Annotated in this window: 23 protein-coding genes; 15 read left to right on the top strand and 8 right to left on the bottom strand. The window is 42.2% G+C overall.

From position 1 onward, the window contains the following. The first annotated feature begins 101 nt into the window (after positions 1–101). On the top strand, positions 102–338 hold the full coding sequence (gene acpP, locus QJS82_RS09190; protein WP_025652201.1) for an acyl carrier protein: 237 nt from the start codon (positions 102–104) through the stop codon (positions 336–338). Positions 339–665: 327 nt separating this feature from the next. Then, positions 666–1,175 (top strand): peptidoglycan-binding protein LysM, encoded by a 510-nt coding sequence (gene lysM / locus QJS82_RS09185; protein WP_201562638.1) that lies wholly within the window; start codon positions 666–668, stop codon positions 1,173–1,175. 75 nt (positions 1,176–1,250) lie between these two features. Here the strand turns inward: lysM and queG are convergent, their stop codons facing one another. Continuing rightward, positions 1,251–2,540, bottom strand: a complete 1,290-nt coding sequence (gene queG / locus QJS82_RS09180) for a tRNA epoxyqueuosine(34) reductase QueG (protein ID WP_281490290.1) — start codon at positions 2,538–2,540, stop codon at positions 1,251–1,253. Positions 2,541–2,733: 193 nt separating this feature from the next. Here queG and QJS82_RS09175 point away from each other — a divergent pair, with 193 nt between their 5' ends. Next, positions 2,734–4,521 (top strand): NAD(P)H-hydrate dehydratase, encoded by a 1,788-nt coding sequence (locus QJS82_RS09175; RefSeq protein ID WP_281490289.1) that lies wholly within the window; start codon positions 2,734–2,736, stop codon positions 4,519–4,521. Positions 4,522–4,578: 57 nt separating this feature from the next. Here the strand turns inward: QJS82_RS09175 and QJS82_RS09170 are convergent, their stop codons facing one another. After that, positions 4,579–5,079 (bottom strand): DUF4124 domain-containing protein, encoded by a 501-nt coding sequence (locus QJS82_RS09170; RefSeq protein WP_201562632.1) that lies wholly within the window; start codon positions 5,077–5,079, stop codon positions 4,579–4,581. An 844-nt stretch (positions 5,080–5,923) separates the two neighbouring features. On the opposite strand from QJS82_RS09170, the gene QJS82_RS09165 reads away from it, so the two are divergent. The 7 genes from QJS82_RS09165 (at position 5,924) to QJS82_RS09135 (ending at position 13,391) form a co-directional block, all read left to right on the top strand. Beyond that, positions 5,924–7,756 (top strand): acetolactate synthase 3 large subunit, encoded by a 1,833-nt coding sequence (locus QJS82_RS09165; RefSeq protein ID WP_201562782.1) that lies wholly within the window; start codon positions 5,924–5,926, stop codon positions 7,754–7,756. Then, on the top strand, positions 7,756–8,253 hold the full coding sequence (ilvN, locus tag QJS82_RS09160) for an acetolactate synthase small subunit (protein ID WP_183621152.1): 498 nt from the start codon (positions 7,756–7,758) through the stop codon (positions 8,251–8,253). Before QJS82_RS09165 ends, ilvN begins: the two co-directional genes overlap by 1 nt. Positions 8,254–8,416: 163 nt before the next feature. Next, entirely contained in the window at positions 8,417–9,433 is a 1,017-nt protein-coding gene (ilvC, locus tag QJS82_RS09155) for a ketol-acid reductoisomerase (protein WP_201562628.1), read from the top strand. Positions 9,434–9,699: 266 nt separating this feature from the next. Next, a complete protein-coding gene (locus QJS82_RS09150; RefSeq protein ID WP_201619956.1) occupies positions 9,700–10,125 on the top strand; it encodes a hypothetical protein in 426 nt (141 codons plus the stop codon). A gap of 368 nt (positions 10,126–10,493) precedes the next feature. Further along, positions 10,494–10,706: a cold-shock protein gene (locus QJS82_RS09145; RefSeq protein ID WP_057758834.1), complete on the top strand. Its 213-nt coding sequence runs from the start codon at positions 10,494–10,496 to the stop codon at positions 10,704–10,706. 847 nt (positions 10,707–11,553) lie between these two features. Next, complete coding sequence (locus QJS82_RS09140) at positions 11,554–12,303, top strand: electron transfer flavoprotein subunit beta/FixA family protein (protein WP_201562624.1); 750 nt, start codon at positions 11,554–11,556, stop codon at positions 12,301–12,303. Between the two features lie 155 nt (positions 12,304–12,458). Then, the gene (locus QJS82_RS09135) at positions 12,459–13,391 is read left to right on the top strand and encodes an electron transfer flavoprotein subunit alpha/FixB family protein (RefSeq protein ID WP_281490288.1); all 933 of its coding nucleotides are present in this window, start codon (positions 12,459–12,461) and stop codon (positions 13,389–13,391) included. Between the two features lie 98 nt (positions 13,392–13,489). Here QJS82_RS09135 and QJS82_RS09130 read toward each other — a convergent pair whose 3' ends face one another. Next, positions 13,490–14,284 carry a TrmH family RNA methyltransferase gene (locus tag QJS82_RS09130; protein WP_281490287.1) on the bottom strand — a complete coding sequence of 265 codons (795 nt, stop codon included), beginning with the start codon at positions 14,282–14,284 and terminating at the stop codon, positions 13,490–13,492. A gap of 114 nt (positions 14,285–14,398) precedes the next feature. Continuing rightward, positions 14,399–15,382 carry a class 1 fructose-bisphosphatase gene (locus QJS82_RS09125; RefSeq protein WP_281490286.1) on the bottom strand — a complete coding sequence of 328 codons (984 nt, stop codon included), beginning with the start codon at positions 15,380–15,382 and terminating at the stop codon, positions 14,399–14,401. Between the two features lie 428 nt (positions 15,383–15,810). Between QJS82_RS09125 and QJS82_RS09120 the strand changes: the two genes are divergently transcribed. From QJS82_RS09120 to QJS82_RS09105, 4 genes are all read left to right on the top strand, one after another. After that, positions 15,811–16,884, top strand: coding sequence for an aspartate carbamoyltransferase catalytic subunit (locus tag QJS82_RS09120; RefSeq protein ID WP_281490285.1), 1,074 nt, complete (start codon positions 15,811–15,813; stop codon positions 16,882–16,884). A 142-nt stretch (positions 16,885–17,026) separates the two neighbouring features. Continuing rightward, the gene (locus QJS82_RS09115; RefSeq protein ID WP_281490284.1) at positions 17,027–18,121 is read left to right on the top strand and encodes an RNA-guided endonuclease InsQ/TnpB family protein; all 1,095 of its coding nucleotides are present in this window, start codon (positions 17,027–17,029) and stop codon (positions 18,119–18,121) included. A gap of 80 nt (positions 18,122–18,201) precedes the next feature. Further along, positions 18,202–19,383, top strand: a complete 1,182-nt coding sequence (locus QJS82_RS09110) for a dihydroorotase (RefSeq protein ID WP_281491705.1) — start codon at positions 18,202–18,204, stop codon at positions 19,381–19,383. Beyond that, a complete protein-coding gene (locus QJS82_RS09105; protein ID WP_281490283.1) occupies positions 19,376–19,933 on the top strand; it encodes a DUF2127 domain-containing protein in 558 nt (185 codons plus the stop codon). The genes QJS82_RS09110 and QJS82_RS09105 overlap by 8 nt, the downstream gene beginning before the upstream one ends. A 298-nt stretch (positions 19,934–20,231) precedes the next feature. Here QJS82_RS09105 and QJS82_RS09100 read toward each other — a convergent pair whose 3' ends face one another. The 4 genes from QJS82_RS09100 to QJS82_RS09085 form a co-directional block, all read right to left on the bottom strand. Beyond that, positions 20,232–20,567, bottom strand: a complete 336-nt coding sequence (locus tag QJS82_RS09100; RefSeq protein WP_281490282.1) for a cation:proton antiporter domain-containing protein — start codon at positions 20,565–20,567, stop codon at positions 20,232–20,234. Next, positions 20,555–20,956: a cation:proton antiporter domain-containing protein gene (locus QJS82_RS09095; protein WP_281490281.1), complete on the bottom strand. Its 402-nt coding sequence runs from the start codon at positions 20,954–20,956 to the stop codon at positions 20,555–20,557. The genes QJS82_RS09100 and QJS82_RS09095 overlap by 13 nt, the downstream gene beginning before the upstream one ends. A gap of 145 nt (positions 20,957–21,101) precedes the next feature. Beyond that, positions 21,102–22,739: a DUF2254 domain-containing protein gene (locus QJS82_RS09090; RefSeq protein WP_281490280.1), complete on the bottom strand. Its 1,638-nt coding sequence runs from the start codon at positions 22,737–22,739 to the stop codon at positions 21,102–21,104. A 263-nt stretch (positions 22,740–23,002) separates the two neighbouring features. Further along, complete coding sequence (locus QJS82_RS09085; RefSeq protein ID WP_281490279.1) at positions 23,003–24,562, bottom strand: YihY/virulence factor BrkB family protein; 1,560 nt, start codon at positions 24,560–24,562, stop codon at positions 23,003–23,005. Positions 24,563–24,994: 432 nt separating this feature from the next. Here QJS82_RS09085 and wrbA point away from each other — a divergent pair, with 432 nt between their 5' ends. Beyond that, positions 24,995–25,612 (top strand): NAD(P)H:quinone oxidoreductase, encoded by a 618-nt coding sequence (gene wrbA, locus QJS82_RS09080; RefSeq protein ID WP_201562602.1) that lies wholly within the window; start codon positions 24,995–24,997, stop codon positions 25,610–25,612. The last annotated feature ends 34 nt before the right edge of the window (positions 25,613–25,646 follow it).

The following is a 25,646-nucleotide window of genomic DNA, read 5'->3' as shown; positions in this document are numbered from 1 at the left end:
CCATATTAATCTGAACATCCCATTTTATATATAATGCTATAGTGCCCAATACGGGACTATAGCAATTTGTCAAAATAATAGATCAAAAAGGAGAAATCTACATGAGTAATGATACCGAGCTAAGAGTTAAAGCGGCAGTAGCAGAACAATTGGGTATGAATGTTGAAGACATCAACAACGATGCATCATTTATGGAAGACTTAGGCGCTGATTCATTAGACCTAGTTGAATTGGTTATGTCATTTGAAAGCGATTTTGGCATCACTATTCCTGATGAAGATTCAGCAGAACTAACCACTGTTCAAAAAGCGATTGATTACGTGCAAGCGCAGCTATAATTAGCGATTAGCTTAAACCGTTTGATATGACCGTTTATCTTAATAGATAAGCGGTTTTTTTTGCTTATTTTTATAAATATCGTCTAGCTATCTATTATCGTCTTTCTTAATTTGCCGTAATAGCTTTTATACAGTACTCGTTACCATTAACGATTACGTTAACATAAGCTACGCCAAATCAACATTACTCAACATACTATTACTATTCATCGCTGATACCTTTGCTTATACTCATAATGGTAAGCAAAAAAGGATGGTAACCGCTAGGCGTTATCATCGTAAAAATAACCATGCATAATAATTAATAATATTTTAAGGAGCAGTTATATGGGTATGTTCAGTTTTGCAAAAGATATCGGTGATAAAATCTTTAACCGTGATGATGCCAAGCATGACGCTAAAGCAGAAACCAAAGCGGATGCCAACACCCCAGTACAAAGCAGTGAGCCTTCAGCTCAGTCAGTTGCCAATATTTTACTGCGTCGTATTCAGCAACAAAACCTGAATATCAGCGATTTAAAAATCAAATACAACGGTTCAACCGATACTGCTGAAATCAGTGGTAAAGCGAAAACACAAGCAGACCGTGAAAAAGCCATTATTGCTATCGGTAACGTGCAAAACGTTGCTAAAGTCATCGATAATATCGATATCGAAGAAGATGCGCCTGAATCTACTATGTATACGGTAAAATCTGGTGATAGCTTATCTAAAATTGCAAAAGACGTTTATGGTTCAGCGAATGATTATATGAAAATCTTCGAAGCCAATAAGCCGATGCTTTCTGAGCCAGATAAGATTTATCCTGGTCAAGTACTACGTATCCCTAAGCCATAAGATGATTTTGAATATTAAAAGATAGATTTTTAAACATAAATATTTAAAGTTACATGCTAATAAAAATGCCTCTTACTAAAATAAGAGGCATTTTTTTTGGTATATTTGATATAGACGTGATGGCTCAAAGCTTTCTAACTTTTCCTGCTGCTCTTTGATAGCCCAAGTAATATGTTCATCGAGCATAGCATCATGGATGCCCAATTTTTGCTGTAGTTGAAAAGTTATTTCTTTATTTCCATCCGCATTGCCAAGAGCAATGGCAATATTACGTAAAAAATTCACGTAACCCGTGCGTCTCAGTGGGCTACCTTCGGTCTTCTTCATAAACTCTGCTTCCTGCCATCGCCATAGCTCAAGTAAACTGCTGCTATCAAGATTGTGCCTCGGCGCAAAATCCTCTACCGATGTCAGGTTGGCATAGCGATTCCATGGGCAAATGAGCTGACAGTCATCGCAGCCAAAGATACGATTACCAATGGCGCGGCGGTATTTGGTGTCTATAATGCCATCGTGCTCAATGGTGAGATAAGAGATACAGGCAGAAGCATTAAGCTCGTAGGGTGCGATAATCGCTTGGGTAGGGCAGATGTCGATACAAGCGCTGCAGCTGCCACAATGCTCTTTGACTGGCTCATCATCGGGCAGCTTGAGGCTCATAAACAGCTCACCCAACACGAAGAATGAGCCAGCTTGTTTGTTAATGAGTAGGGTATGTTTGCCCGTCCAACCAAGACCTGCTGCATCGGCAATAGGGCGCTCAAAGATAGGAGCAGAATCACTAAAGGGTCTAAAGATAAAATCTTGCTCTGAGCCAATATTAAGGTGCTGCCATTCAGGAAGCATGGCTTCGATTTTTAATGCCAATTGCTTAAGGCGACTACGCATCGTTTTATGATAATCACGGCCTCGAGCATAACGGGCGATGATACCTTGATTGGGATAAGCATTATCAGTGACCGCTCGCGGCGTGGGAGTTTGGGTTAAATAATCCATGCGTACGCTGATGATGGTTTTGGCGCCTTCTACCAGCTGTTCGGGATGGGCACGCAAATGATGGTTATTATGCATAAACTGCAATTGCCCCTCATAACCTTTAGCTAGCCATTGCTGTAGTCGCTCAGTCTGCTGAATAAATAAAGGGTGATGCACCGATAAAAAACCACAGTCAGCAAAGCCTAATGCTTGGGCTTGGGCTTTAATCCATTGCTTTACCTCAGCTGGCGTTGTAAAGGTCGGCGCATTATTAACATCAATTTTTGTTTGTCGTACATGATTGGGCGTAGACGTCTGCGCTGCTAACGCTTGTATGTTTGGCTGTATTGACTGAGACTGAGACTGAGTAGGTTGGGATTTGCTATTCATAGTGAGCTATAAATGATAATGTGAATAGCTGTATGATAAGCCAGTGAGCTAAGAGCGCAAGTAGCAAAATAAATAAATCTGGATTTATACTGATATCTAATCGAACCTAACATTTGAATAAGCTCATAGGGATGATACGTCATCCTATTATTAAAATAATAAAGCTATTCAATAAAATAAGCGAGAATCAGCCATGCCATTACCAGTCAATTTATTAGCAAATACCGCCATGCCTATTGCGCTGTATAACAGTAAACAACTTTATGCTATGGAGCAGGCATGGTTTACCGACGGTCATGATAGTTTTGGACTGATGAAACAAGCGGCATGGCAAATGGCGCAGTATATTGCGGCGCTGTATGAGCAAAAATCCATCAATATTCATGAATCAGATAATATTAATTTTTACAATCGTCCTGCTTATTCGCATCGAGTCAGCATTTGGGTGGGCAAGGGAAATAATGGTGGCGACGGTTGGATGATTGCTTATTATTTGCAGCAAATGGGCTGGCAAGTAGAGGTCATAGCCGTTGGTTTTGATAGTCATGAGTTTGAGATAGTTAATACAACGCAATATCTTAATAAGGAAAGTGCGCTATCGGATGCAGAAAAGGCGCTACAGATAGCGTTGTCTGCTAACTGTTCTTATCAGTGCTTTGAAGACAGTAATTATAATGACAATAACAATAACAATGAGAAAGTAAATAAGCAGTGGCAAGCGGATGTTTATATCGATGCGCTATTCGGTATCGGTTTAGATCGTGCGCCTACAGGTATTTATAAGCAGGCAATTTGCGCTTTTAATGCTGCTATTCAGGATGATAGTGCTTTGGCGATTGCGGTTGATATTCCCAGCGGATTGGTTGCTTCTACGGGTCAAGTATTCGACCAAATAGCGGTGCAAGCTGATGCGACGCTATGCTTAATTGCGCGTAAATTTGGTTTGCATACCAAAGATGGTATGGATTATAGCGGAGAAGTAATGGATATACCGCTGATACCGTATCAAATGGATAATAAAGAATTTAAGCCAGTTGCCAAATTAACGACGACTGCGCATCCTTTAAATCCTCGTCGGCAAAACAGCTATAAAGGCAGTTATGGACACGTATTAATCATTGGTGGTAATCGTATTGATGGCTCCCAAGGGATGGGCGGTGCCGCTATCCTTTCTGCCTCGAGTGCGATGGCAACAGGGGCTGGTAAAATTACTGTCGCCTGTCACGAGGCATTTCATGGGGCGCTATTAACCTCACTGCCAGATGCAATGACGATGAATTTACATGATACCGATGGGGTAAAGAACCTTATCAAGGAAGCCAGTGTGGTTGCTATCGGTATGGGACTGGGCCGTGATGAAAAAGCAAAAGCAGTGTTTATCACTTATATTGAAGCTGCGATAAGAGAAGGTAAGCCGATAATCATTGATGCGGACGGTCTTTATCATCTGGCAGCATTACATCTCGATGAACATCAATTAATCACACAGCTAAAAGAGCATAGCGCTAAGCATCAGGTTTGTTTCACCCCGCATAGTGGTGAAGCCGCTAAGTTATTAAATAAAAAGATTAGTGAGCTAGAAGCTGATAGGTTAGCAGCGATAAAACAGTGTACCAAGATATATGGTGGAGATTGGGTATTAAAAGGCGCCGGGTCGTTGATTTTGGAACAAGGTAAAGCAGAGCATCATGTTTATGTTTGCGGCGTCGGTAACGCTGGCATGGCAAGCGCTGGCATGGGCGATGTGCTATCAGGTGTGATTGCAGGTCTACTAGCTCAAGAAGATTTAAACCAAGCAGCGCGTAGTTTACACCAAGCGGTGCTTCTTCATGGATTGGCAGGAGACTGCTTAGTCAAACAAACGGAAAAATTTAGCAGTATGACCAATAATGATAGGTCATTATTGGTCGGTCAACGAGGCTTACAAGCGCAAGATATGCCCGCTGCTATTCGTCATGTTATGCAATTGCTGACTAAATAACTAATAACGGATAAGCATTAAATAGAGCGGTGCTAACATTGTTTAAAATAATTAAAATTAGGTCTTGGCACCATTACAATATTGGTTGATGGCTTGTTGTACGCGCTCACGCTTAAGCTCAATTTCACGGCCATCTAAATATTGACGTTTACCGTTGGCATCCATCTCATAAATACGTCCGCCAACATTGAGGTTGGTCAAATTGTTACGTAATGACTGGCAACGCTGGGCATTGGCCTGCGCCTCTTGCTCTTTGATACGCGCCTCTAACTGCGCCACACGCTGTTCTTCTGCGCTTTGCGGTGCCGCTTGATTGGCTTCAGTTTTACCGGCCAATTGCCCAGCGTTACTTTGTCTACCGTCACTGCGAAATTCAATCACTTCGATATTCCTACCATCTTGCGGGGCATGTTGGCTGTATTTTACCTCACCATGCGCACCGATAGACTTATAAACCTGAATGGCATGACTGGCATTGATTGGTAGCATGAGCATACACGCCGTGCTGATACTCATAAGCAGTTTGGCAGCCGTATTTATCGTAGACGCATATGCCATGGTAACAATCCTCTTAATAGGTAAAAAACGGATATATTTATCAGTTAAGGATAATATTTAAACGTCTTAATAACAATATAAATACATTAGCGTTTGATTCTAGCAAATAATACTTATAAATGTACATTATTTAATAACTAATAGTTAGGTATAGGGTTTAGAAGTTTTTCTTGACAATGGTGCCCAAACCACCGAATATAATAGCAGTTGATTGGTCAGTGAGCGGCTTTTATGATATTGCCGTGGCACTTGAAAATAAGGACTAGCGGTTGCTTATCAGTAGCTCGCTTAGCTTTATTTTCTTTGTGACAAGAATATAAAATAGATGGTCATTATCGCAATGGTTATCAAATGCTATATTTATTGTCTCCGGACTTATCCGTCTACAATGACTAAGATAAACTTATTATTAGTATGTTTGCTAAGATTTGGCTGTAGTAAAAATAGGGCATAATGTGTGGCTGTAACATCTACTCATAAACAGGTTATATGATTTAGAAATCCTATAACGTGTCACCATTTTGAGATTTGTTTTTTCATGCGCTATCGATTTATTTATTACTAGCGTAAGCTCGTATTCATCACAAATAATAAGCTTCTTTTATAGATGCATTCGCATCTTGTCACTTGTCTATCGATAAACTCCTGTCACAATACTGACCTTACATATATTGCTGTGTTTGAGTGGCTTGCTGTCTTATAAAACAGCGTTACTTAGATATGGTGGGCACACATTCTTGATATGGACAAGGATTCGTATTTATTTTAAGAGCCAGACAACCCTATGTAAATATCGTGGTTTTCTCTTATAAATAAACACCAATACTTGCCACAAAAAAAGGTGATGACAGTGACGCAAACCACGCAAAGTCCAAATATGACTGGACATACCCAAACGGGTAATGCCGCCAAAAATTTTGAAGAGAAGCAACAACGCCTTGCTGAAGGTAGCGATCAGCCCGTGATGCTATCTGGTGCTGAGATGTTGGTGCAATCACTAACAGATGAAGGGGTCAAATATATTTTTGGCTACCCAGGCGGTGCTGTTCTGCATATTTATGATGCCTTGTTTCAACAAGAGAATATCGAGCATATTTTAGTACGTCATGAGCAAGCAGCCGGTCATATGGCAGATGCTTATTCGCGAGTCACAGGGCAGACAGGGGTGGTCTTAGCGACTTCAGGTCCGGGCGCTACCAACACGGTGACGGCTATTGCCACCGCCTTTATGGATTCTGTGCCGATGGTGGTCATCGCAGGTCAGGTACCTAGTAGCCTAATCGGTGAAGATGCCTTCCAAGAAACCGATATGGTTGGTGTATCGCGTCCTATCGTGAAGCATAGCTTTCAAGTGCGCCATGCTAGCGAAATTCCTATGATTGTCAAAAAAGCCTTTTATATTGCCCAGTCTGGACGCCCCGGTCCTGTGGTCATCGATGTGCCAAAAGACATGACCGCGCCTAGCGAGAAATTTGCTTATGAATATCCAAAAGAGGTATTTATACGCTCATATCAGCCGTCATTAAAAGGTCATAGTGGTCAGATTAAAAAAGCGGTTGAAACGCTGCTTGCTGCTAAGCGCCCGATCATTTACTCTGGTGGCGGGGTAGTTTTAGGTAATGCACATAAAGAGCTGACTCATCTTGCGCATCGCTTGAATTTACCAGTAACCAATACCCTAATGGGCTTGGGTGCCTTTCCTGGCTCTGATAGTCAGTTCTTAGGAATGCTTGGTATGCATGGCACGTATGAAGCCAACATGACCATGCATCATGCTGACGTCATTTTGGCAATTGGGGCGCGTTTTGATGACCGCGTAACCAATAATGTCAAAAAATTCTGTCCGAATGCGACGATTATTCATATTGATATTGATCCTACGTCTATTTCAAAAACGATTAATGCCCATATTCCGATCGTGGGCGATGTCAAATCTGTCCTTACCGATATCATAGAGATTGTCGGTGATGATAAAGAGCTAGAACAACATGCATTGTTAGATTGGTGGTCACAAATTAACGAGTGGCGTAAGCGTCATGGCCTGCGTTATGACACCAGTACTGACAATGGCATTAAGCCACAAGCGGTCGTGCAAGCTTTAGATAAAGTGACTAATAGTAACGCGATTATCACCAGTGACGTCGGTCAGCATCAGATGTTTGCGGCGCTTTACTATACCTACAATGAGCCGCGTCAATGGCTAAACTCAGGTGGTCTTGGTACCATGGGCGTTGGCCTGCCATACGCAATGGCGGCGAAGCTTGCTAACCCTGAGCGCGACGTGGTTTGTATTACCGGTGAAGGCTCTATTCAAATGAATATCCAAGAGCTCTCAACCTGCCTACAGTATAATTTACCAGTTAAAATCTTAAACCTAAATAACGCCCAGTTAGGTATGGTAAAACAGTGGCAAGACATGCTGTATGAAGGTCGTCACGCACAGTCTTATATGAATTCATTACCGGATTTTGTCAAATTGGCCGAAAGCTATGGTCATGTCGGTATCAAGATTACTGATCCTGCGACCATGGAAGCACAGTTGGCGGAAGCCATGGCCATGACAGATAAATTGGTATTTATCGACGTTTATGTCGATCGTAACGAGCATGTATATCCGATGCAAATCGCTGGGCAAGCGATGCGTGATATGTGGTTAACAAAAGGGGAGCGTACCTAATGCAACAACAACATCTGATTTCGGTATTGATGGAAAACGAAGCGGGTTCGTTGTCGCGAGTGGTTGGTTTGTTCTCTCAACGTGGCTACAACATCGAAACTTTGAACGTTGCCCCAACAGACGATCCGAGTATTTCTCGCTTAACGTTAACCACTATTACGTCACCTGAAAAAATTGAACAAATCACCAAGCAATTGCATAAATTGATTGAAGTGGTTAAAGTGCTTAATCTATCAGATAACGTACACGTCGAACGCGAGCTTATGCTAATCAAAGTACGAGCGACAGGCGGTGTACGTGAAGAGATTAAACGCAGTGCCGATATTTTCCGCGCACAAATCGTTGATGTAAATTCAAACCTTTATACCATTCAAATCGTCGGTGACAAAGCCAAGCTTGACGGCTTTATCGATGTGATTGGCCGCGAACGTATCATGGAAGTCGTGCGTTCGGGTGTGATTGGTATTGCACGCGGCGAAAAAACGCTAAGCTTATAATCAGCGTTTATTGCAAAATATACGGTTTTAAGCTTGGTATTTTAAACTTATTTATTCAACACTTAACATAGCGCTTATATAGCAAATCACTTTACGACAGTGACTGTAATCTAGGCGTTTATTTATCCATGGCCCGCCATGATTGAGGAAAAGGACTCTACTTATGAACGTTTATTATGACAAAGACTGTGATCTATCGATTATCCAAGGCAAAAAAGTTGCTATTATCGGTTACGGTTCACAAGGCCATGCACACGCACTTAACCTACAAGATTCAGACGTCGATGTGACCGTTGGTCTACGTGCCAACTCTGGCTCATGGAAAAAAGCGGAAAACGCTGGTCTAAAAGTTGCGGAAGTAGAAGAAGCGGTAAAAGCTGCTGACGTCATCATGATTTTGACACCTGATGAGTTCCAAAAAGAGCTTTATCAAAATGAGATTGAACCAAATATCAAAGAAGGTGCAACATTGGCTTTCGCTCATGGTTTTGCGATTCATTACAACCAAGTCGTTCCACGTAGCGATCTTGACGTTATTATGGTTGCGCCTAAAGCACCAGGCCATACTGTACGCTCAGAATTTACCAAAGGCGGCGGTATTCCAGATTTGATCGCTATCTACCAAGATGCATCAGGTCAAGCTAAGCAGTTAGCCTTGTCTTATGCTGCTGGTGTTGGTGGTGGTCGTTCAGGTATCATCGAAACCACGTTTAAAGATGAAACTGAAACTGACTTATTTGGTGAGCAAGCGGTTCTTTGTGGCGGCGCTGTTGAGCTAGTAAAAATGGGCTTTGAAACCCTAACAGAAGCAGGCTACGCACCAGAAATGGCTTACTTTGAGTGCTTACATGAGCTAAAGCTTATCGTAGACCTCATGTATGAAGGCGGCATCGCTGACATGAACTACTCAATCAGTAACAACGCTGAATACGGCGAATATGTGACTGGCCCTGAAGTTATCAATGAGCAATCACGTGAAGCCATGCGTAATGCGCTAAAACGTATCCAATCTGGCGAATACGCAAAAATGTTCATCAGTGAAGGCGCAACCAACTATCCATCAATGACCGCACGTCGTCGTAACAACGCTGAGCATCAAATCGAAGTGACTGGTGCTAAATTGCGCGGTATGATGCCTTGGATTGGCGGCAACAAAATCATCGATAAAGACAAAAACTAATTGGCTAGTGAGCGATTAGGTAATTAATCACTCATCTAGAAATCAAAACCCGTGTTATCACTTGATGGCACGGGTTTTTTAACGGCTATTATTTCAATAAGCTAAGTAAGGTTTTCATGTCAATTACTTCGATATTGGTTGAAAACACAGCATCTCTGCCTCATATAGACAGCCTTCATCATTTTTATCAATGACTTTGTCTTACTTAAAGCGTTATTTCATGTCGCTTCTTATTCTTATTTTTTCTTGATTACAGGTTGTCTGTTGTGCAAATACCAAATCCTAACTGGCTAACGCCGCAATTCGCATATATTACTCTGAGCGCTATCGTGGCTGTTTTGATATGGATAGAAGGGGAGATGCTCAAAAGCAATCAGGGTAAGCTGCCAAAGTCCAAATTTTTCCAAATCAGCTCCTTGATTGATACCGCTTGGTTTTTTGTCTCGACAGTCGCCTTATATGTTATCGATCTAGCGCCATTAGCGCTCGCAGTTCCGGTTGCTTATAGTATCTATACTATCTATGGTTGGATATACGGCACACGGCTACTCAAACGCAAAGGCATACCAGATTCACCGAAAGACTTGGTGGTTCCAGCTAAGTACATCGCTTATAGCCAATCGTTTTCCTTGATATTTTTTGCCCTATGTCTACTGGTATTATCGTCACCATGGCTACCGCTACCGCAATAGATATCGAGTTAAATAGTTAATTTATTAATTTTATCATTAAGAAAAACGTGATGAGTGTTAGTTATAGTTTGCTAAATAACGACAAATAGTTATGAAAATCAATAGCTTGGATAGATTAACGTCATCCTAACCATTCCCTTTACATAAGAAGTGAATTATTTACAAAAAAAAGTAATTTAACCTGTTGCAGTTGAGAAAAGCTGTTATAATCAGCTTGTACTCAAAGGATTTGAGGCGAGAACAGATAGTATATCTTCTAGATATATCAAGGGTTTAAGCCGACGCATTCAGCAGAAAATACTTGAGTATATATCAATTAATCGGTGATGACACACGTCTCGCCAACAGTTAAAGAGTTAGGAAAATTTATGTCAGATAAAGTTGAAGGCACTGTAAAGTGGTTTAATGAAGCTAAAGGTTTTGGTTTTATCGCTCAAGACAATGGCGGACAAGACGTATTCGCTCACTACAGCGCTATCCAAGGTAACGGTTTCAAAACTCTAGCCGAAGGCCAAAAAGTGTCTTTCATCTTAGGTGATGGCAAAAAAGGCCCACAAGCTGAGCAAATCGAAGCTATCTAATCTTACTGATTATTGAGTCATACTGATTTATCAGTTTACTTAATAGCAAAAGATTATTAATAAGCATTGATTCCTTTGTTTGTTAAAACAATAAAAATACTGTTTAGACTTTAAAAAAAAGCAACCTCTCATCAGGTTGCTTTTTTTATGCAATTTTCTAAGAAAATAGACTACATATTTAATATCACTAAGCTTGTTCTCATTGATTTTAAATAGAATATAGGCGATCCGCTATAAAATGAACACAGAGCTACTGGTATTCATTTTGCGCAGCCTCTGTCTGCGTAGGCACAGCAAGCAAGGAAAATGAATACCAGTAGCGCATTATAATACTTGTACTTATTTTATTTAGGACTGACTATAGTAGGTTTTAAATGTAATAAAAGCCTAAATCAAGAGGTAATTATCCAGTTAAGTGATTCGTAAAGCATAGAAAGCATAATAAATATTATACTGCTAACGGTTTTTAATAAGATAAATGGTTCATTTATGCGCTTATAGACGCTTTTTGCAACAGTGGTGACAAATTTATGACGCATTATTCACGGCGTTGCCTTGACCTTAGCACTGTGCTCACGCAAGATAGATGGGTCTGATAATTACGGTTGGCTTAGCTTTAACAGGTTTTAATATTTTACTTTTAAATTTTGATTATTGGTAAAAAGCAAGTATTATGCCAAGACACTTTTGGTGATTGGCTTATGAGTGTTTAGTTAAAATTTCTGTTACTGTAGTAATAACCTTTAGTGGTATTTTGAACGACGATTTGAACAACAGTTTGAAAAAGATGAACCTCTGGTTCTTAACTGGCAATTTTTAATTCATAACATTAATAAACGAGGAACGTATGAAAGCATTAGTAGCGGTCAAGCGTGTCATTGATTACAACGTAAAAGTTCGTGTAAAAGCTGATAATTCTGGCGTAGATTTATCTAACACTAAAATGTCAATCAACCCTTTTGATGAAATTGCTGTTGAAGAAGCGGTTCGTCTAAAAGAGGCGGGCGTGATTGATGAAATTATTGTGGCATCAATTGGTCCAAAAGAGTCACAAGAGCAGATTCGTGCAGCTTTGGCATTGGGTGCTGACCGTGGTGTCTTGGTAGTGACTGACGCAAAACCTTATCCACTACAAATCGCTAAAATCCTAAAAAGTATCGCAGAGGCTGAATCTACCGATATTATCCTGTTGGGTAAGCAAGCTATTGATGATGACAATAACCAGACCGGTCAGATGCTAGCGGCATTGATGGGTATTGGTCAGGGTACGTTTGCGTCAGAAGTGAAAGTTGACGGCGGTAAAGTAAATGTCACTCGTGAAATCGACGGTGGTTTACAGACCCTAGCGCTTGATCTACCAGCGGTTATTACCACTGACTTACGTTTGAATGAGCCACGTTATGCTAAATTACCTAACATCATGAAAGCGAAGAAAAAGCCACTTGATGAGAAAACGCCTGCTGATTTTGGTGTTGATATGGCATCTAAGCAAGAAATTATCAAAGTCGTGCCACCTGCTGAGCGTAAAGCTGGTATCAAAGTGGGTTCAGTTGACGAGTTGGTCGATAAGCTAAGAAATGAAGCAAAAGTTATTTAATTGTTAATACTTTGCTACGGCATATCCTGTGCAACGTTATGAGGTCTGAGTATTTTAATATTTAAGCTATTTAATATTTAAGCTAAATGGATAAATAACGCTGTACACAAACAACCGCATGAATAGATGATACGAATAAATAAAGGACAAAAACAATGGCAATTTTGGTATATGCAGAACATGACAATGCCAGTCTAAAAAAGGCAACTTTAAACACGATCGCTGCTGCTAAACAAATGGGTGATGATGTCCATGTATTGGTCGCGGGTAGTGGCGCACAAGCGGCAGCTGATGAAGCCGCTAAAGCCGCAGGCGTGACTAAAGTATTATTAGCAGACAATGCCGCTTATGAGCATCAATTGGCTGGTAACGTTGCGCTATTGGTTGCTGATATTGCTGGTGATTATAGCCATATCCTTGCACCTGCTACCACCACTGGTAAGAACTTTATGCCACGTGTGGCAGCTTTACTTGACGTGAGCATGTTGTCAGAAATCTCAGCTGTAGTAGACGCGCAAACGTTTGAGCGTCCTATCTATGCAGGTAACGCCACGGCAACGGTTAAAACCACAGAAGATAAAGTCGTCATGACAGTACGTACGACAGCGTTTGACCCAGTAGCAAGTGAAGGTGGTTCAGCGACTGTTGAAACTATCGACAACGTGCAAGAAACTGGTAAAGCAAGCTTTGTTAATGAAGAGATGGCCAAATCTGACCGTCCTGAATTAACTTCAGCAGGCATCGTTGTTTCTGGTGGTCGTGCTCTAGCAAATGGTGAAAACTTCACTAAATACATTGAGCCATTAGCTGACAAGCTTGGTGCTGCTGTTGGTGCATCACGTGCTGCTGTTGATGCAGGCTATGTACCAAACGATATGCAGGTTGGTCAAACGGGTAAAATCGTGGCACCGCAGCTTTATATCGCGGCTGGTATCTCAGGTGCTATTCAGCATTTGGCTGGTATGAAAGATTCTAAAGTCATCGTTGCTATCAACAATGACCCAGAAGCACCTATCGCTAGCGTTGCTGATTACTTCTTAGAAGCTGATTTGTTTGAAGCATTACCTGAGCTGACTAGCAAGATTTAGTTCTTACTTAATAAGTAATTAAGCATAAAAAGACCCGCTATTTTTATAGCGGGTTTTTTATCAACTCGAAAATGTTTTTTGTCATTTTTTAATTTGTGCTAAGTATATTTTCTCTGGCGCAACGTCTCATATAAGCATAATGAGCCAGCAATGGCGACATTAAGACTTTCTTGCCCATTAGGCTGCGGTAGAGCGATAGGGGTGGCGCACTGCATCAGCTCATCACATACGCCTTGGCCTTCATGCCCCATAATCCAAGCAATAGGTTGCTTTAAGTCGTGTTGATAAATGACGGTATCTGTATGCGAGCTGGTCGCAAATAGCGGCGTTTGCACATAATCCAAAATATCTTGCACACTGAGATCTTCATAAATGGTTAGGGCAAACTGTGCGCCCATACCTGCTCTGAGCGTCTTTGGTGACCATGCTTGCGCGGTACCACTGGTACATAGGATATTGCGTATGCCAACTGCGGCAGCAGTGCGCAACAGCGTGCCCACATTACCGTTATCTTGTACATCATTAAGAATAAGACAATCGTCACTAATGGCCGCTAAGTTGGGCGTTGGTATAGTAATCAGCGCCATAATGTCAATGCCCGTACCTAAACTACGAATACTCTCATACAGTACATCGGACAAAGTCAAAATAGGTGTGTAGGTTGGCAGTCGCGTTAAAATCTGCTGAACCTCAGGATGCTGATGCGCTGAGTCTGCAAGGAGTATTTGCACGAACGGATAATCGCTACGCAGCGCCGCATCGATTAGATGCACACCCTCAATGACGGTTTGACCTTGCTTTTTGCGTTGGCGCGCTTGCGTTAATAACCCTTTGACAAGCTTGACGGTCGTATTTTTATCTGAGGTAATAAGCTCGGTGGGATTTGCTACCATAATGGATCGCTTAGAAAAAATAAAAAGTTTAAACCGTCATTATAAGGACTATCAATATAAGGTATATCGATTATATCGCTTTATAATGACGGTTAGCAGATTGGCGCGGCTGAATTATTTATCAGTATAATTTACATGTAAACTCTTAACATACTCGACTTCATTTTTGCTACCAAGTACCACAGGGACACGTTGGTGAATATCGGTTGGCGCTATATCCAAGATACGATTGACTGCGTCAGTGGCAGCGCCGCCAGCACGCTCAATCAACAAGCTCATCGGGTTGGCTTCATACATAAGGCGTAACTTGCCCGCTTTATTGGCATCTTTAGTATCAAAAGGATAAGTAAAAAGCCCGCCGCGACATAAAATACGATGCACATCACCGACCATCGCCGCTACCCAACGGGTATTGAAATCGCGACCACGAACACCAGTTTTGCCAGCGATGAGTTCGTCGATATATTGTTGCATCGGCGCGCGCCAATAACGATAGTTTGAAGCATTGATAGCGTATTCGCTGGTATCAGCATCGATGGTGACATTTTCTTCTATCAGCACATAGTCATTGGTATCAGGGTCTAAGCTAAACATCACAACATTATCAGTAATAGTCAGCGCCAATACTGTAGAGGTACCATATAGCAAATAACCGGCGGCTAGCTGTTGGTTGCCCGCTTGTAAGAAGTCGCTATTTTCACTGGTTTGACCTTGGCGTTGGTACGGTAGGATAGAGAAGATAGTACCGACGGCCATATTAATGTCGATATTTGATGAACCATCAAGCGGGTCGAACAATACCAATAAACTGCCATCGGCATTGGCAGGGGTGGCATCGTCGAGCTCTTCTGAAGCGACGCCCGCACAATGGCTGTTTTTTGCCAAAGCGTCTAATAATAAATCATTAGCCAACACGTCGAGTTTTTTCTGCTCTTCACCTTGGACGTTTTGATTGCCCGCTTCACCTAAGATATCTGCAAGCGCCCCTTTTCTTAATAACTGTGAGATGGTCTTACCGACATCAGTCACGGTAGTAATCACGTCATTGAGTGCAGAGTTGCTTGCATGAGCGTTTAGATAGTTTGCTAAGGTTGTCATAATGCTTCCTGATAAAGGCTATTGAAATGAATATGATTTAAAATAAAGGCTGGTAAATTTAAAGCAAAAATGAGCGTTTGAGAAATATTTTAGCTCGTACTTAATGCCCTTAAATCTGGTAAATTTTTAAATACCCCACACGGCATCTTTGTCCTGACCACAAAATCAGCTACACTAGCGCTATTATTATTTATTTATCGTTTGGATAAGCGGATTTTAATGATGGTTATGACAGGTCTATGGCTATTACCCAAGAAGATGACAAATGCTGTTTTTTGCGGTGTTATGTCTATCACTGCCACTGGGGTAAATTGTAGCAAATAAGTGCCAAAATGTCCTTGTCTCTGTGCTTATCGACCGTAAATCGCCAAAAAATGCATCAATGATGCTTAGCAAATCATATAAACCAACAATAAAGACCTGCCATTATGTCAAATTCTATCGATAGTCGCTCAACCCAGACCGTCTCGCCAACGGATTACGCTAAATTCGACCCTGATACCATTCATCAAAAGCTTAATAGCTCGTTAAGTCGTCCGCAGCTTAATAACGATGGTAGTATTCGCCATTTCTTAGGGGTAGAAGGTCTTAATAAGGCGCAGTTGCAGGCAATTATTGCCAAAGCTGAGACGTTCTTTGATGAAAATGGGCAGCTTATTAACCGTCCTGAGCTTGAAGGCTATACGGTGATGAATTTATTTTTTGAACCGTCAACGCGTACCCGTACAACCTTTGAAGTCGCTGAAAAGCGTCTTGGTGCCAATGTGCTAAACATCGATATCGAGCGCTCTAGTACCAAAAAAGGCGAAAGCTTGCGCGATACGCTGTGGAATCTGCAAGCGATGACTGCAGATATCTTTGTGGTACGGCATTCAGCGTCAGGCGCGGCCCATTTTATGGCAACCGAAGTGACGCCGGATATTGCTATTATCAATGGCGGTGATGGCTGGCATGCGCATCCAACCCAAGGGATGCTCGATATGCTGACCATTCACCGTGAAGCGCCGCGCCCATTTGAAGAATTGTCAGTGGCTATCGTTGGTGATATCAAGCATTCACGGGTCGCACGCTCTGATATCAGTGCGCTACAAACGTTAGGCGTTAAAGACATTCGCGTCTGCGCGCCGCGTACCTTGTTACCTAAAGGTATTGAGCGTTTTGGCGTACAAGTGTATGAAAATATGAATGACTGTGTCACGGACTGTGATGTCATTATGGGATTAAGAATACAAAATGAGCGTATCGGCTCGCCGCTATTAGCGTCGTCGAGTGAATATTATAAACACTATGGTATTACACCAGAGCGGCTGGCATTGGCTAAACCTGACGCCTTGGTGATGCACCCAGGGCCGATGAACCGCGGTGTTGAGATTGCCTCAAGCGTCGCCGATGGAGCGCAGTCTGTGATTTTAAAGCAGGTAAATAACGGTATCGCTATTCGTATGGCGGTCTTGTCACTGGCAATGGAAGGTCAGCGCGCCCATCAAGCTGCGAGTCAATAATCCTCTGCTGCCCTATTTTATATTTATCAAAAAGCGCCGTAAAACCATCTCCCTTCTAGGGCGTGGATATCAGGCGTCAGCTATTGTCGCTCAGCCTTAAAACAGACTTGTCAACCAAACTCATTAAGACCATAATCACTCTATGAAAACGCTCAAGTTACGCATCAAAGACAAACACGCCAATCAGCTAAATACCTTAGCGGGCGCAGTTAATTTTGTGTGGAACTATGTGAATGACTTGAGTTTTAAGCATCTTCAACGCACCAATCATTTCTTTTCAGCTTATGATATTGCAACTTATGTAAAAGGCAGTGGTGAGTTTTTGAATTTGCACAGTCAAACCTTGCAAGCTGTTACTGAAACCCATGCTAAATCTCGAAAGCAATTCAAAAAAGCCAAACTAAACTGGCGAACCAATAACCCAAAATCTAAGCGCAAATCACTTGGTTGGATTCCCTTTAAAAAAACAGCAATCAAATACTTAGGTGTCAAAAAAGCAGGAAAGAAAAGTCTTAAATCCACCATTCAATTCAGCTTGGCTAAAGGTAAGAAACTGACCATCGATGTGTGGGATAGCTACAATCTAGCACTCTACACCATTAACACCTGTGAGCTTGTACAAGACAGTCGCGGCCACTGGTATGCCTGTATCACCGTTAAAGAGTACCCAAAAATTGAGTGCGGTACAGGAGAAACTGGTATTGATTTAGGCTGTAAAGACTCAGCAATGACAAGTAATGGTGAGGTACTAAAAACCAAAGTCACCCAGCAATACGCTAAAAAACTAGGCATTGCTCAGCGGGCTAAAAACAAACAAAGAGTTAAGGCGATTCACGCCAAGATTAAAAATACACGCCAAGACTTGATTCATAAATTTACCACCAACCTTGCTAAGACTAATAAAATAATCATCATTGGCAAACTTCAATCAAAATCATTCACTAGGGGCAAGCTAGCCAAGTCCGTCTATGACGCAGGTTGGTTTGAGATTAAGCGGCAACTGACCTATAAGTGCGAGAACGCAGGTTGCTACTATGATGAGGTAAATGAAAGTTACACCACCCAAACTTGTTCGTGTTGTGGCTCACGCCAAAACAGTCCGAAAGGTAGGACGGGTCTTGGAATAAGAGAATGGCTTTGTGAGTGCGGTGTCACTCATGACCGCGATATTAATGCGGCAAAAAACATTCTCGCGCTCGGGCTTGAGCGTCTAGCGGTAGGAATCCCCTCACTTTAGGGAGGGGAGGAAGTCAATTATCCCATTTTATTGATACGGTAATAACGCTCATGGTTCACATTACGAATTCAGATATTCATATGCACGACTTACTTCCAAAAGCATTTAAAGACGTGCTACCAAGCACAGTAACCAATAAACTGGCTTCTCTTGAGTCAGAGCGCGAAATGTGGCTACTGCCTCCTTTGGTTGATTTGTGCGCGCGCCTACGTGAACCGGGGCAACAACAACACGGTACGTTGGAGTCAGAAGGGCGCGCTGCTCGTGGCAATGGTTTTTTGCATGTAGTGATTCCGCCTGATACCAATCCTATTTTAGAAAACGGCTCGCTGTTAAAAGGCTTGCGTGAGCGGGCGCTTGGTGATGGCGGTATTTATTTGCATATTTTAGGTGCGTTGACCGCAGGCTTAGAAGGCGAGCGCCCATCAAATATCGCTGGGCTTAAAAAAGGTGGCTGTATCGCGGTATCTAATGCGCGTCGACCTTTTCGCAATGATTTAGTATTACTGCGTACCTTGGAATATGCGGCTACTTTTAATATGAAAGTATTCTTTTATCCTGATGAGCTAAGTCTCTCTGGTGATGGCGTGGCACATGAAGGTTATATCGCGTCATATCATGGTTTGCAAGGGATTCCTTGGATTGCTGAAACCGTCGCTTTATCGACGCAGTTATTGATGGTGGAAGAAACGGGTATTGCCGCACATTTTAGCCAGTTATCTTGTAAGTCTTCGATTGAGCTGATGCGTTGGGCAAAAGACAAAGGGCTGCCGGTGACTTGTGATGTGGCGATGCATCAGCTGTACTTAACCGATGATAATTTAAAAGGCTTTAATGCCCAAGCTTATGTGCTACCACCGCTGCGTAGTAATACCGATCAGCAAGCCATTCGCCGCGGGCTAAAAGATGGCACCATTGATGCGATTTGCAGCCATCATGAGCCATTAAATAGTACGGCTAAAAAAGCACCATTTGCTGAGAGTACGCCCGGTATCTCAAACTTTGATACCTTTATGGCGCTGGCGTGTCAGTTGGTACGTGATGAAGTATTAACTTTAGAACAGTTGGTCGATAAAATCTGTCTTAATCCAGCAAAAATTGCTGGTATTAATGATCAGTATGAAAGTATCGGCGGCGCAGTATTGGTCGACCCCAATCTCGAATGGCAAGTGACCACAGAATCCATGCTGTCAAATGGTAAGAATACGCCATTCTTTAATCAGCAGTTGCAAGGCCGCGTTGTGGAGACTTTCTTTGGCTAACTTGCCCCGACAGGATGATAATCTGCAACCATCCTCGAAGGATAACGACCTAGATATAATCAGCCAGCAGCATAAACCGCACAGTCGTGCTAGTACCTCTAGCGAATCTATTAAAGCGGTCGCAATATATGAGGTGGTCAAAGGTGTTGGTGCGCTATTAGGGGCGGGAGCTTTATGGTCATGGCATAGTGACCTTGAGCATTGGCTTACGACAGCGACCGCTTCTTGGCAACAGAGCTTTGGCCAGCTACTGGCACCGCAAGTTGATAGTGCGGTACGCATTGCTCAGCAGGCAAGCAAAAATTGGCCAGTATTTTTATTGTTGATTTTTGCTTATGCCAGCCTGCGCTTTCTTGAAGCCTATGGTCTATGGCAAGATAGAACGTGGGCATATTGGTTTGGGGTGTTAGGCTACGGGATATTTATTCCTATCGAGCTTTATTATCTGTTTGCTAGCCCATTTGACTGGTTTAAACTTGCCATCTTGGTATCGAATATTATTATTGTAATCGTGGTTTATCGCAATATGAAGCGCAAAGGTTTGATATAACTAGGCTGCTATAAAAATAGATAAACGCGTTCAATAGACCTAAAAAAGCCAGTATAAGCGATGATACTTATACTGGCTTTTATTTTACTAAAACGACTAAATCAATACTCTTTAAAGCCTATATTTCTGCTACTTTTTCATCAGTACGAATACTTTTGGCGACTTTACCGACGCTCAAACCTTGCACCAAGATAGAGAATATCACCACCGCATAAGTCAGCGCTAACAAAATATCACGCTCGCTGCCTGCCGGTAGCTGTAAGACCAGAGCAACCGAAATGCCGCCACGTAATCCGCCCTATGTCAGTACTTTCCATGCCCCTGTCGGTAAATCAAGCTGACGGTGAAAGGTTTTGGTGGTCATACCTACCACGATAAAGCGCGCAAGCAGAGCGATAACAATGGTCAAACCAGCGGCGATAAATAAATTGCCCGAATAAGCTATCATCACCACTTCTAAACCAATTAACACAAATAAAATAGCATTGAGAATCTCATCAATTAATTCCCAAAATAGATCAATATAATGGCGTGTTTTATCGCTCATCGCTAGTGCCCGTCCGCGATTACCAACCATTAATCCCATCATTACCATCGCAAGTGGACCTGATAAATGCCAATCTAGCGAGTGCATAACCACCTATCACGCCTGCCAGCGTCAATTAATAGCGCCGATACGATCGTGCCAATACAAGCAAGGATACCAATGGGCAATTTATAACGTTTTAAATCGCCAATATTGACGTGTAGCGCCCCGGCAAATAACAACATAGACAGCATGCCGTCTAATAAGACTTCGGTAAAATCAAGCTGCTCCAATAAACTCACTTCGTAATCAATCAGCTCATCAAAACCTAAAAAGCCCAAAAATATCGCACCGATAGATAGTAAAATGGAGATAACCATTACGCCAATAGTCGTTGGCAGACCGATAAATCGATGGTTTACGTAAGTCAGTAAGGCGGTAATCGATAAAAAAATAGCGCTGATTTCTAGTATGGTCAAGCTGCTGGTAGGAGCCATAAAAAAGGTCTCAAATAATGGTAATAAATTGTCCTAAGATTAGAACTTATAAAGATTGACTGGGTTTTTATTTTAGTTATTTTCGCGCTTGCATGCCAGTTATGAATAGCAAACTTATTTTTAGTAATGCAACTTGATTTAGGGATTATCTTGATTGCGCTTGTAGCGTTTGACGAATATGAGCATCAAACTTAGGGACATAAGCAAAGTATTGATGCTGGGCATCCTCATCGAGAATAAATTGCTTAGCTTGTTGGCACATGGCGCTTAAGTCATCGACCAATTCTTGATAGCTGAGATTGTCTTGTCCCGCACGTTCAATCAATGTCAGCTCATGTAGTAGCATTTGCTGCTGGGCGTTATTAACTTTAGCATAATTGAGATCCACCAATGCCTGACAAAGCGCCTTTAATACCATCAAGTCTGCGGTCGCGTAACGGCGTATCTCGCCAAGCGATGCATCGATAAAGTCAGATATTTTAGGAGTATGGGTCACGACGGCCAATATGGCGACGCGTGGTTTATTGTTTATGCTTTCAATATTGCTGTTGTCTGGGTTTGTTTTATCTGGCGCAGGTTGCTTTGACGTTAATTGCTTTGACGTTGATTGATTTGAGGTCGAATGATCTGGGCTTGATGTATAAAAGTGATAGGGGCTGGGAGGCTGACGCCGCATCATAATGCTTAAACAAGCGGTCAAAGACTGCACACAGTTGACCGCTGTTTTTGGATCATTAATCCCTGGTGAGAGGGCGCGTACAGCGATTTCAGTCATTTGTCCTAAGCTATAAGCGATATCGTTGGGGTGGCTTAAGCGTTGCTTAATACGTATACAGCCAGCAAAGCGCTGCCAGAACAGCGCATCAGGCGCACGCAGGACGATAGCCAGATTTGGCGTATTGGTTTGATGGCGATTGTTTGAATGGGCGGCTGGACGCTGATAAAAATAGCCAATAATATTTCTATCGGTGACAAAATCACCAAGATTGGCGTTCATGTGCACCACGCCGCCATAATCTTGGGTCAAGGTGATCAGTGACTCTAGATAAATTTGCTGCAAATAGCCTGAGCACGGTGGATAAATTGGCGTGGCAGGCCAAGTATGAAACTGTTCGACGTCATGATGTTTAACGTCACGTTGATGCTCAATATCGCAGCGGTCTTTATACCAGTAGTGAATATTTTTAATCGCCTCATTACTGGCGCCTTGAATCACATGCGATGCCTGAATCGCATGTACCATATGCTGCACGAAATACACCAATAATAACGCGCAAATAATCGCCATGATAATGGCAAAGGTCACCGCCAATTGCGGCACCCCAAAACCAACATCATATTTATGAATGGCTTTTAACACCAATAAACTATAGCTAAAAGTGCCAATAAACGCACCTAAGACAAACTGATTGGGGGTATCTGTCAAAAAATTACGCAGCAATCTGGGGCCAAATTGCGAAGACGCCATCGATAACACGGCAATCGTAATCGAAAAAGTGGTCCCAGCGACACCAAGTACGGCACCGGCAATGGTGGTCATAATAGCGCGGGCGGCATCATCATCACCTGTAAAGGCAAAGGTGATTTCTCTAACTGTCTCGCGGTCGAAATGTTCATCAATGGTGACCAATACAGGCGCCAGTAGAATACCTAGCACCACACAAGCAGTTGGAATAAACCAATAAGAGCCAATAAGCTGCTGCCATATATTTCTTAGGCGATCAGGCAAATCGGTCAGTGTCTGCAATGACCAGAGCTGGTTAAATTGCTTTAACCTGTGCATGAGTGTAAGCCATGCAAATTTAAGCCAGCCATTCTCAGGGTGTTTATCCAATGTTATGTGCTCCACAAATGACCTAAAAACTAACCTAAGAAATAATCCCATTTTTATTAACAATTAAGGATTCTATTTGGCTGATAAAATCTCTTAAAAGTAAATTACCTTACCATATAAGCCATAACGATTAAAAATTTAGTAAAAAAATAAGCCCCTATAGTAGGGGCTTATTTATGTCTCATTACGGTTATGAGTAAATTTATATTGAGCTAATTTGCTGTAGGATTATCTGCCTCAGTAATGATATCTCCTCTATGGGTAGCGTGCCTGCTGTCAGCATTCACTTTGTCACTATCAATATCAACATCTTTAGGTAGGATAATTTCATTATTATGCTCGTCATACTCTATGTCACTGTCTTTATCATAAGCGACTGGCTCAAAACGTGGCGTGACGTCATCACTATCTTTATCTTCCTTAATTAAGTGATTAGGAGTCGCAGCGCTAGATTTTCTAAAGAGTTTAGAGCGCTCTTTTTTAGCTAAATCGGCTTCATTTTCTGCTGATTTTTTTCGCGGTTCACTATGAGCAAAAATAGTATTTAACGGCATATTTAATTGCTGCTTGGCATAGGCTTCTGTATTTTCAAAGCGATTGACCAACAAGCTTAGCCATGGTTTTTGGTCTTCTGGGCTCATCTCATCCAGCTCATCTTTGATAGGCAAGGGATAAGGTAGGGTGCGATAAAAGTCCCATAAAGTCATTTTGCTCAAATCTTTTTTCAGCACATAATCCTCTTCTTCCGTCATGGTAATCAAGTTGCTGTCTTGTAGATAATTAAGGTAGGTATACCATTTTGGCAGCTCTTTGCGCCCCAAGACATTGCGTAATGCTTGTTCGCTCACCGCTTCACCTTTTAAATGATGGGTATAAACGAGGTTTAACATATCAAGCAAACTTAAGAGCGGGTGGCGCGGATAGACTTCTTCGGTTTCAAAAATAGTCAAGGTATAGCTAATCTCAACGCCCAATAAAATCAAATTCCACGACAGATATATCCATAATAAGAAAATTGGTAGTGCTGCAAACGCACCATAAATGACTTCATAGCTGGTAAAGTTTGCCATTACGGTACCAAAAAGATTCTTCATTAGCTCAAAGATAATCGCGACAAACACACCGGCAATGGCGGCATTTTTTGCAGGGACACGCGCTTTTGGAATGAACCAGTACATACTGATAAAGCCGGCTACCGTGATGGTAAAGGAAACGACTTGTACCCAAAATGACCAATCGATACCATAACCAGCAATTTGTCGGTTTAAAAAACTTAGGCTTTGTACTGCGCTTGAGGCAAGGAATGCTGTGCCTAATACTAACGGTCCTAGCGTGACGATGGTCCAATAGCGCAGCATACTTTTCATACCACCAGAGCGGTTTTCTACCCGCCATATTTGATTAAAAGCGCGCTCAATAGTTGTCAAGGTCATGATGGTGGTAAAGAATAAAACCATCGCGCCGATAATGGTTAGATTTGATGATTGCTCAGCAAAGGTATTGATATATTTACTGACCTGTAAGCTCGATTGGGGTAGCAAATTGCTATAAATAACCTCATAAATCTGCGCTCTGACGGAAGCCAAAGCTGGAACAGAGGACAAAATCATTAAGAGTACCGTTAGGATAGGTACAATGGATAATAAGGTCGTATAGGTCAGCGACGCGGCTTTTTGTTGGCAGTTGTCTTCAAAGAAATGCCGCGTCAAAAAACGCAGAAATTGAAACCAGCTTTGGTGTAAAAAGGGGATTTTTTTTAATAAGTTTTCCATGACGACCATTTAACGCGGATAAGAGTGCGAATAGTGTAGCAAAAATGGGCATTGAGAATCTGCCGCTTAATTGTGTCGAAATGCATTTAAGCGGCTTTCATATCATTCTATAGTGGATTAAATATAAAAAATATGTAGCGGAACAGGGATGAATTTTTTGCAGCCTCTGTCTGCGTAGGCACAGCAAGTCAGAAAAATTCATCCCTGTTCTGCATCATGATTATAATCGATTCAATTAGTATGGATTATATATAACAGCACTTAAACTACACGGCTAAGTGCGCTTTGTTTGCATGTCAGTGAATGACTCGGGCATAATGTGCACATCTATTTATAATGCCTGTTGCCCGCTATAAGTTGCCCGCTATATATGATGCAAATAACACATATATCAAATAACAACGTCAATGATTTTAGAAGGAAGTTTTGCTAATGAGTCAGACCGCCCCTTATGTTTTGGTACTTTATTATTCAAATTATGGTACGACTAAGACATTAGCATATGCCATCGCCCAAGGTATTGAAGACGCTGGCATGACGGCGCGTATTCGTACGGTGCCGACAGTCGCGCCTGAAACCACGGCAAGTAAGCCTGCCATTCCTGATGAAGGCGACCTTTATTGCACCATGGATGATTTAAAAGATTGTAGCGGTCTGGCGCTTGGTAGTCCGACGCATTTTGGTAATATGGCCGCGCCCATGAAGTATTTTTGGGACAATACCGTGACGCTTTGGCTGGCTGGTAATCTACAGAACAAACCAGCAGCCGTCTTTACCGCCACCGGTTCGATGCATGGCGGGCAAGAGACGACCTTGCTGACCATGATGATGCCGCTATTGCATCATGGCATGATGATTGTGGGCGTCCCTTATGCTGAGCCTGCCCTAAATCGTACCCGTGGTGGTGGCTCACCTTATGGCGCAAGCCATGTCAGCGGCGCCTTACATGATCAGCCGGTATCGGCAGATGAGCGCGAACTGGCTATTGCCCAAGGACGTCGTTTGGCGATTACGGCGTCTGCCTTAGCCCAAGCCAATTGGAATCGTTAATTGCTGTCTAGTTAATTAACCTCTAACTATTGCT

Source organism: Psychrobacter maritimus, assembly GCF_029953575.1.
Classification (GTDB): domain Bacteria; phylum Pseudomonadota; class Gammaproteobacteria; order Pseudomonadales; family Moraxellaceae; genus Psychrobacter; species Psychrobacter maritimus.
Note: the sequence above shows the minus strand (reverse complement) of the source record. Positions and strands in the feature narration are given on the sequence as shown.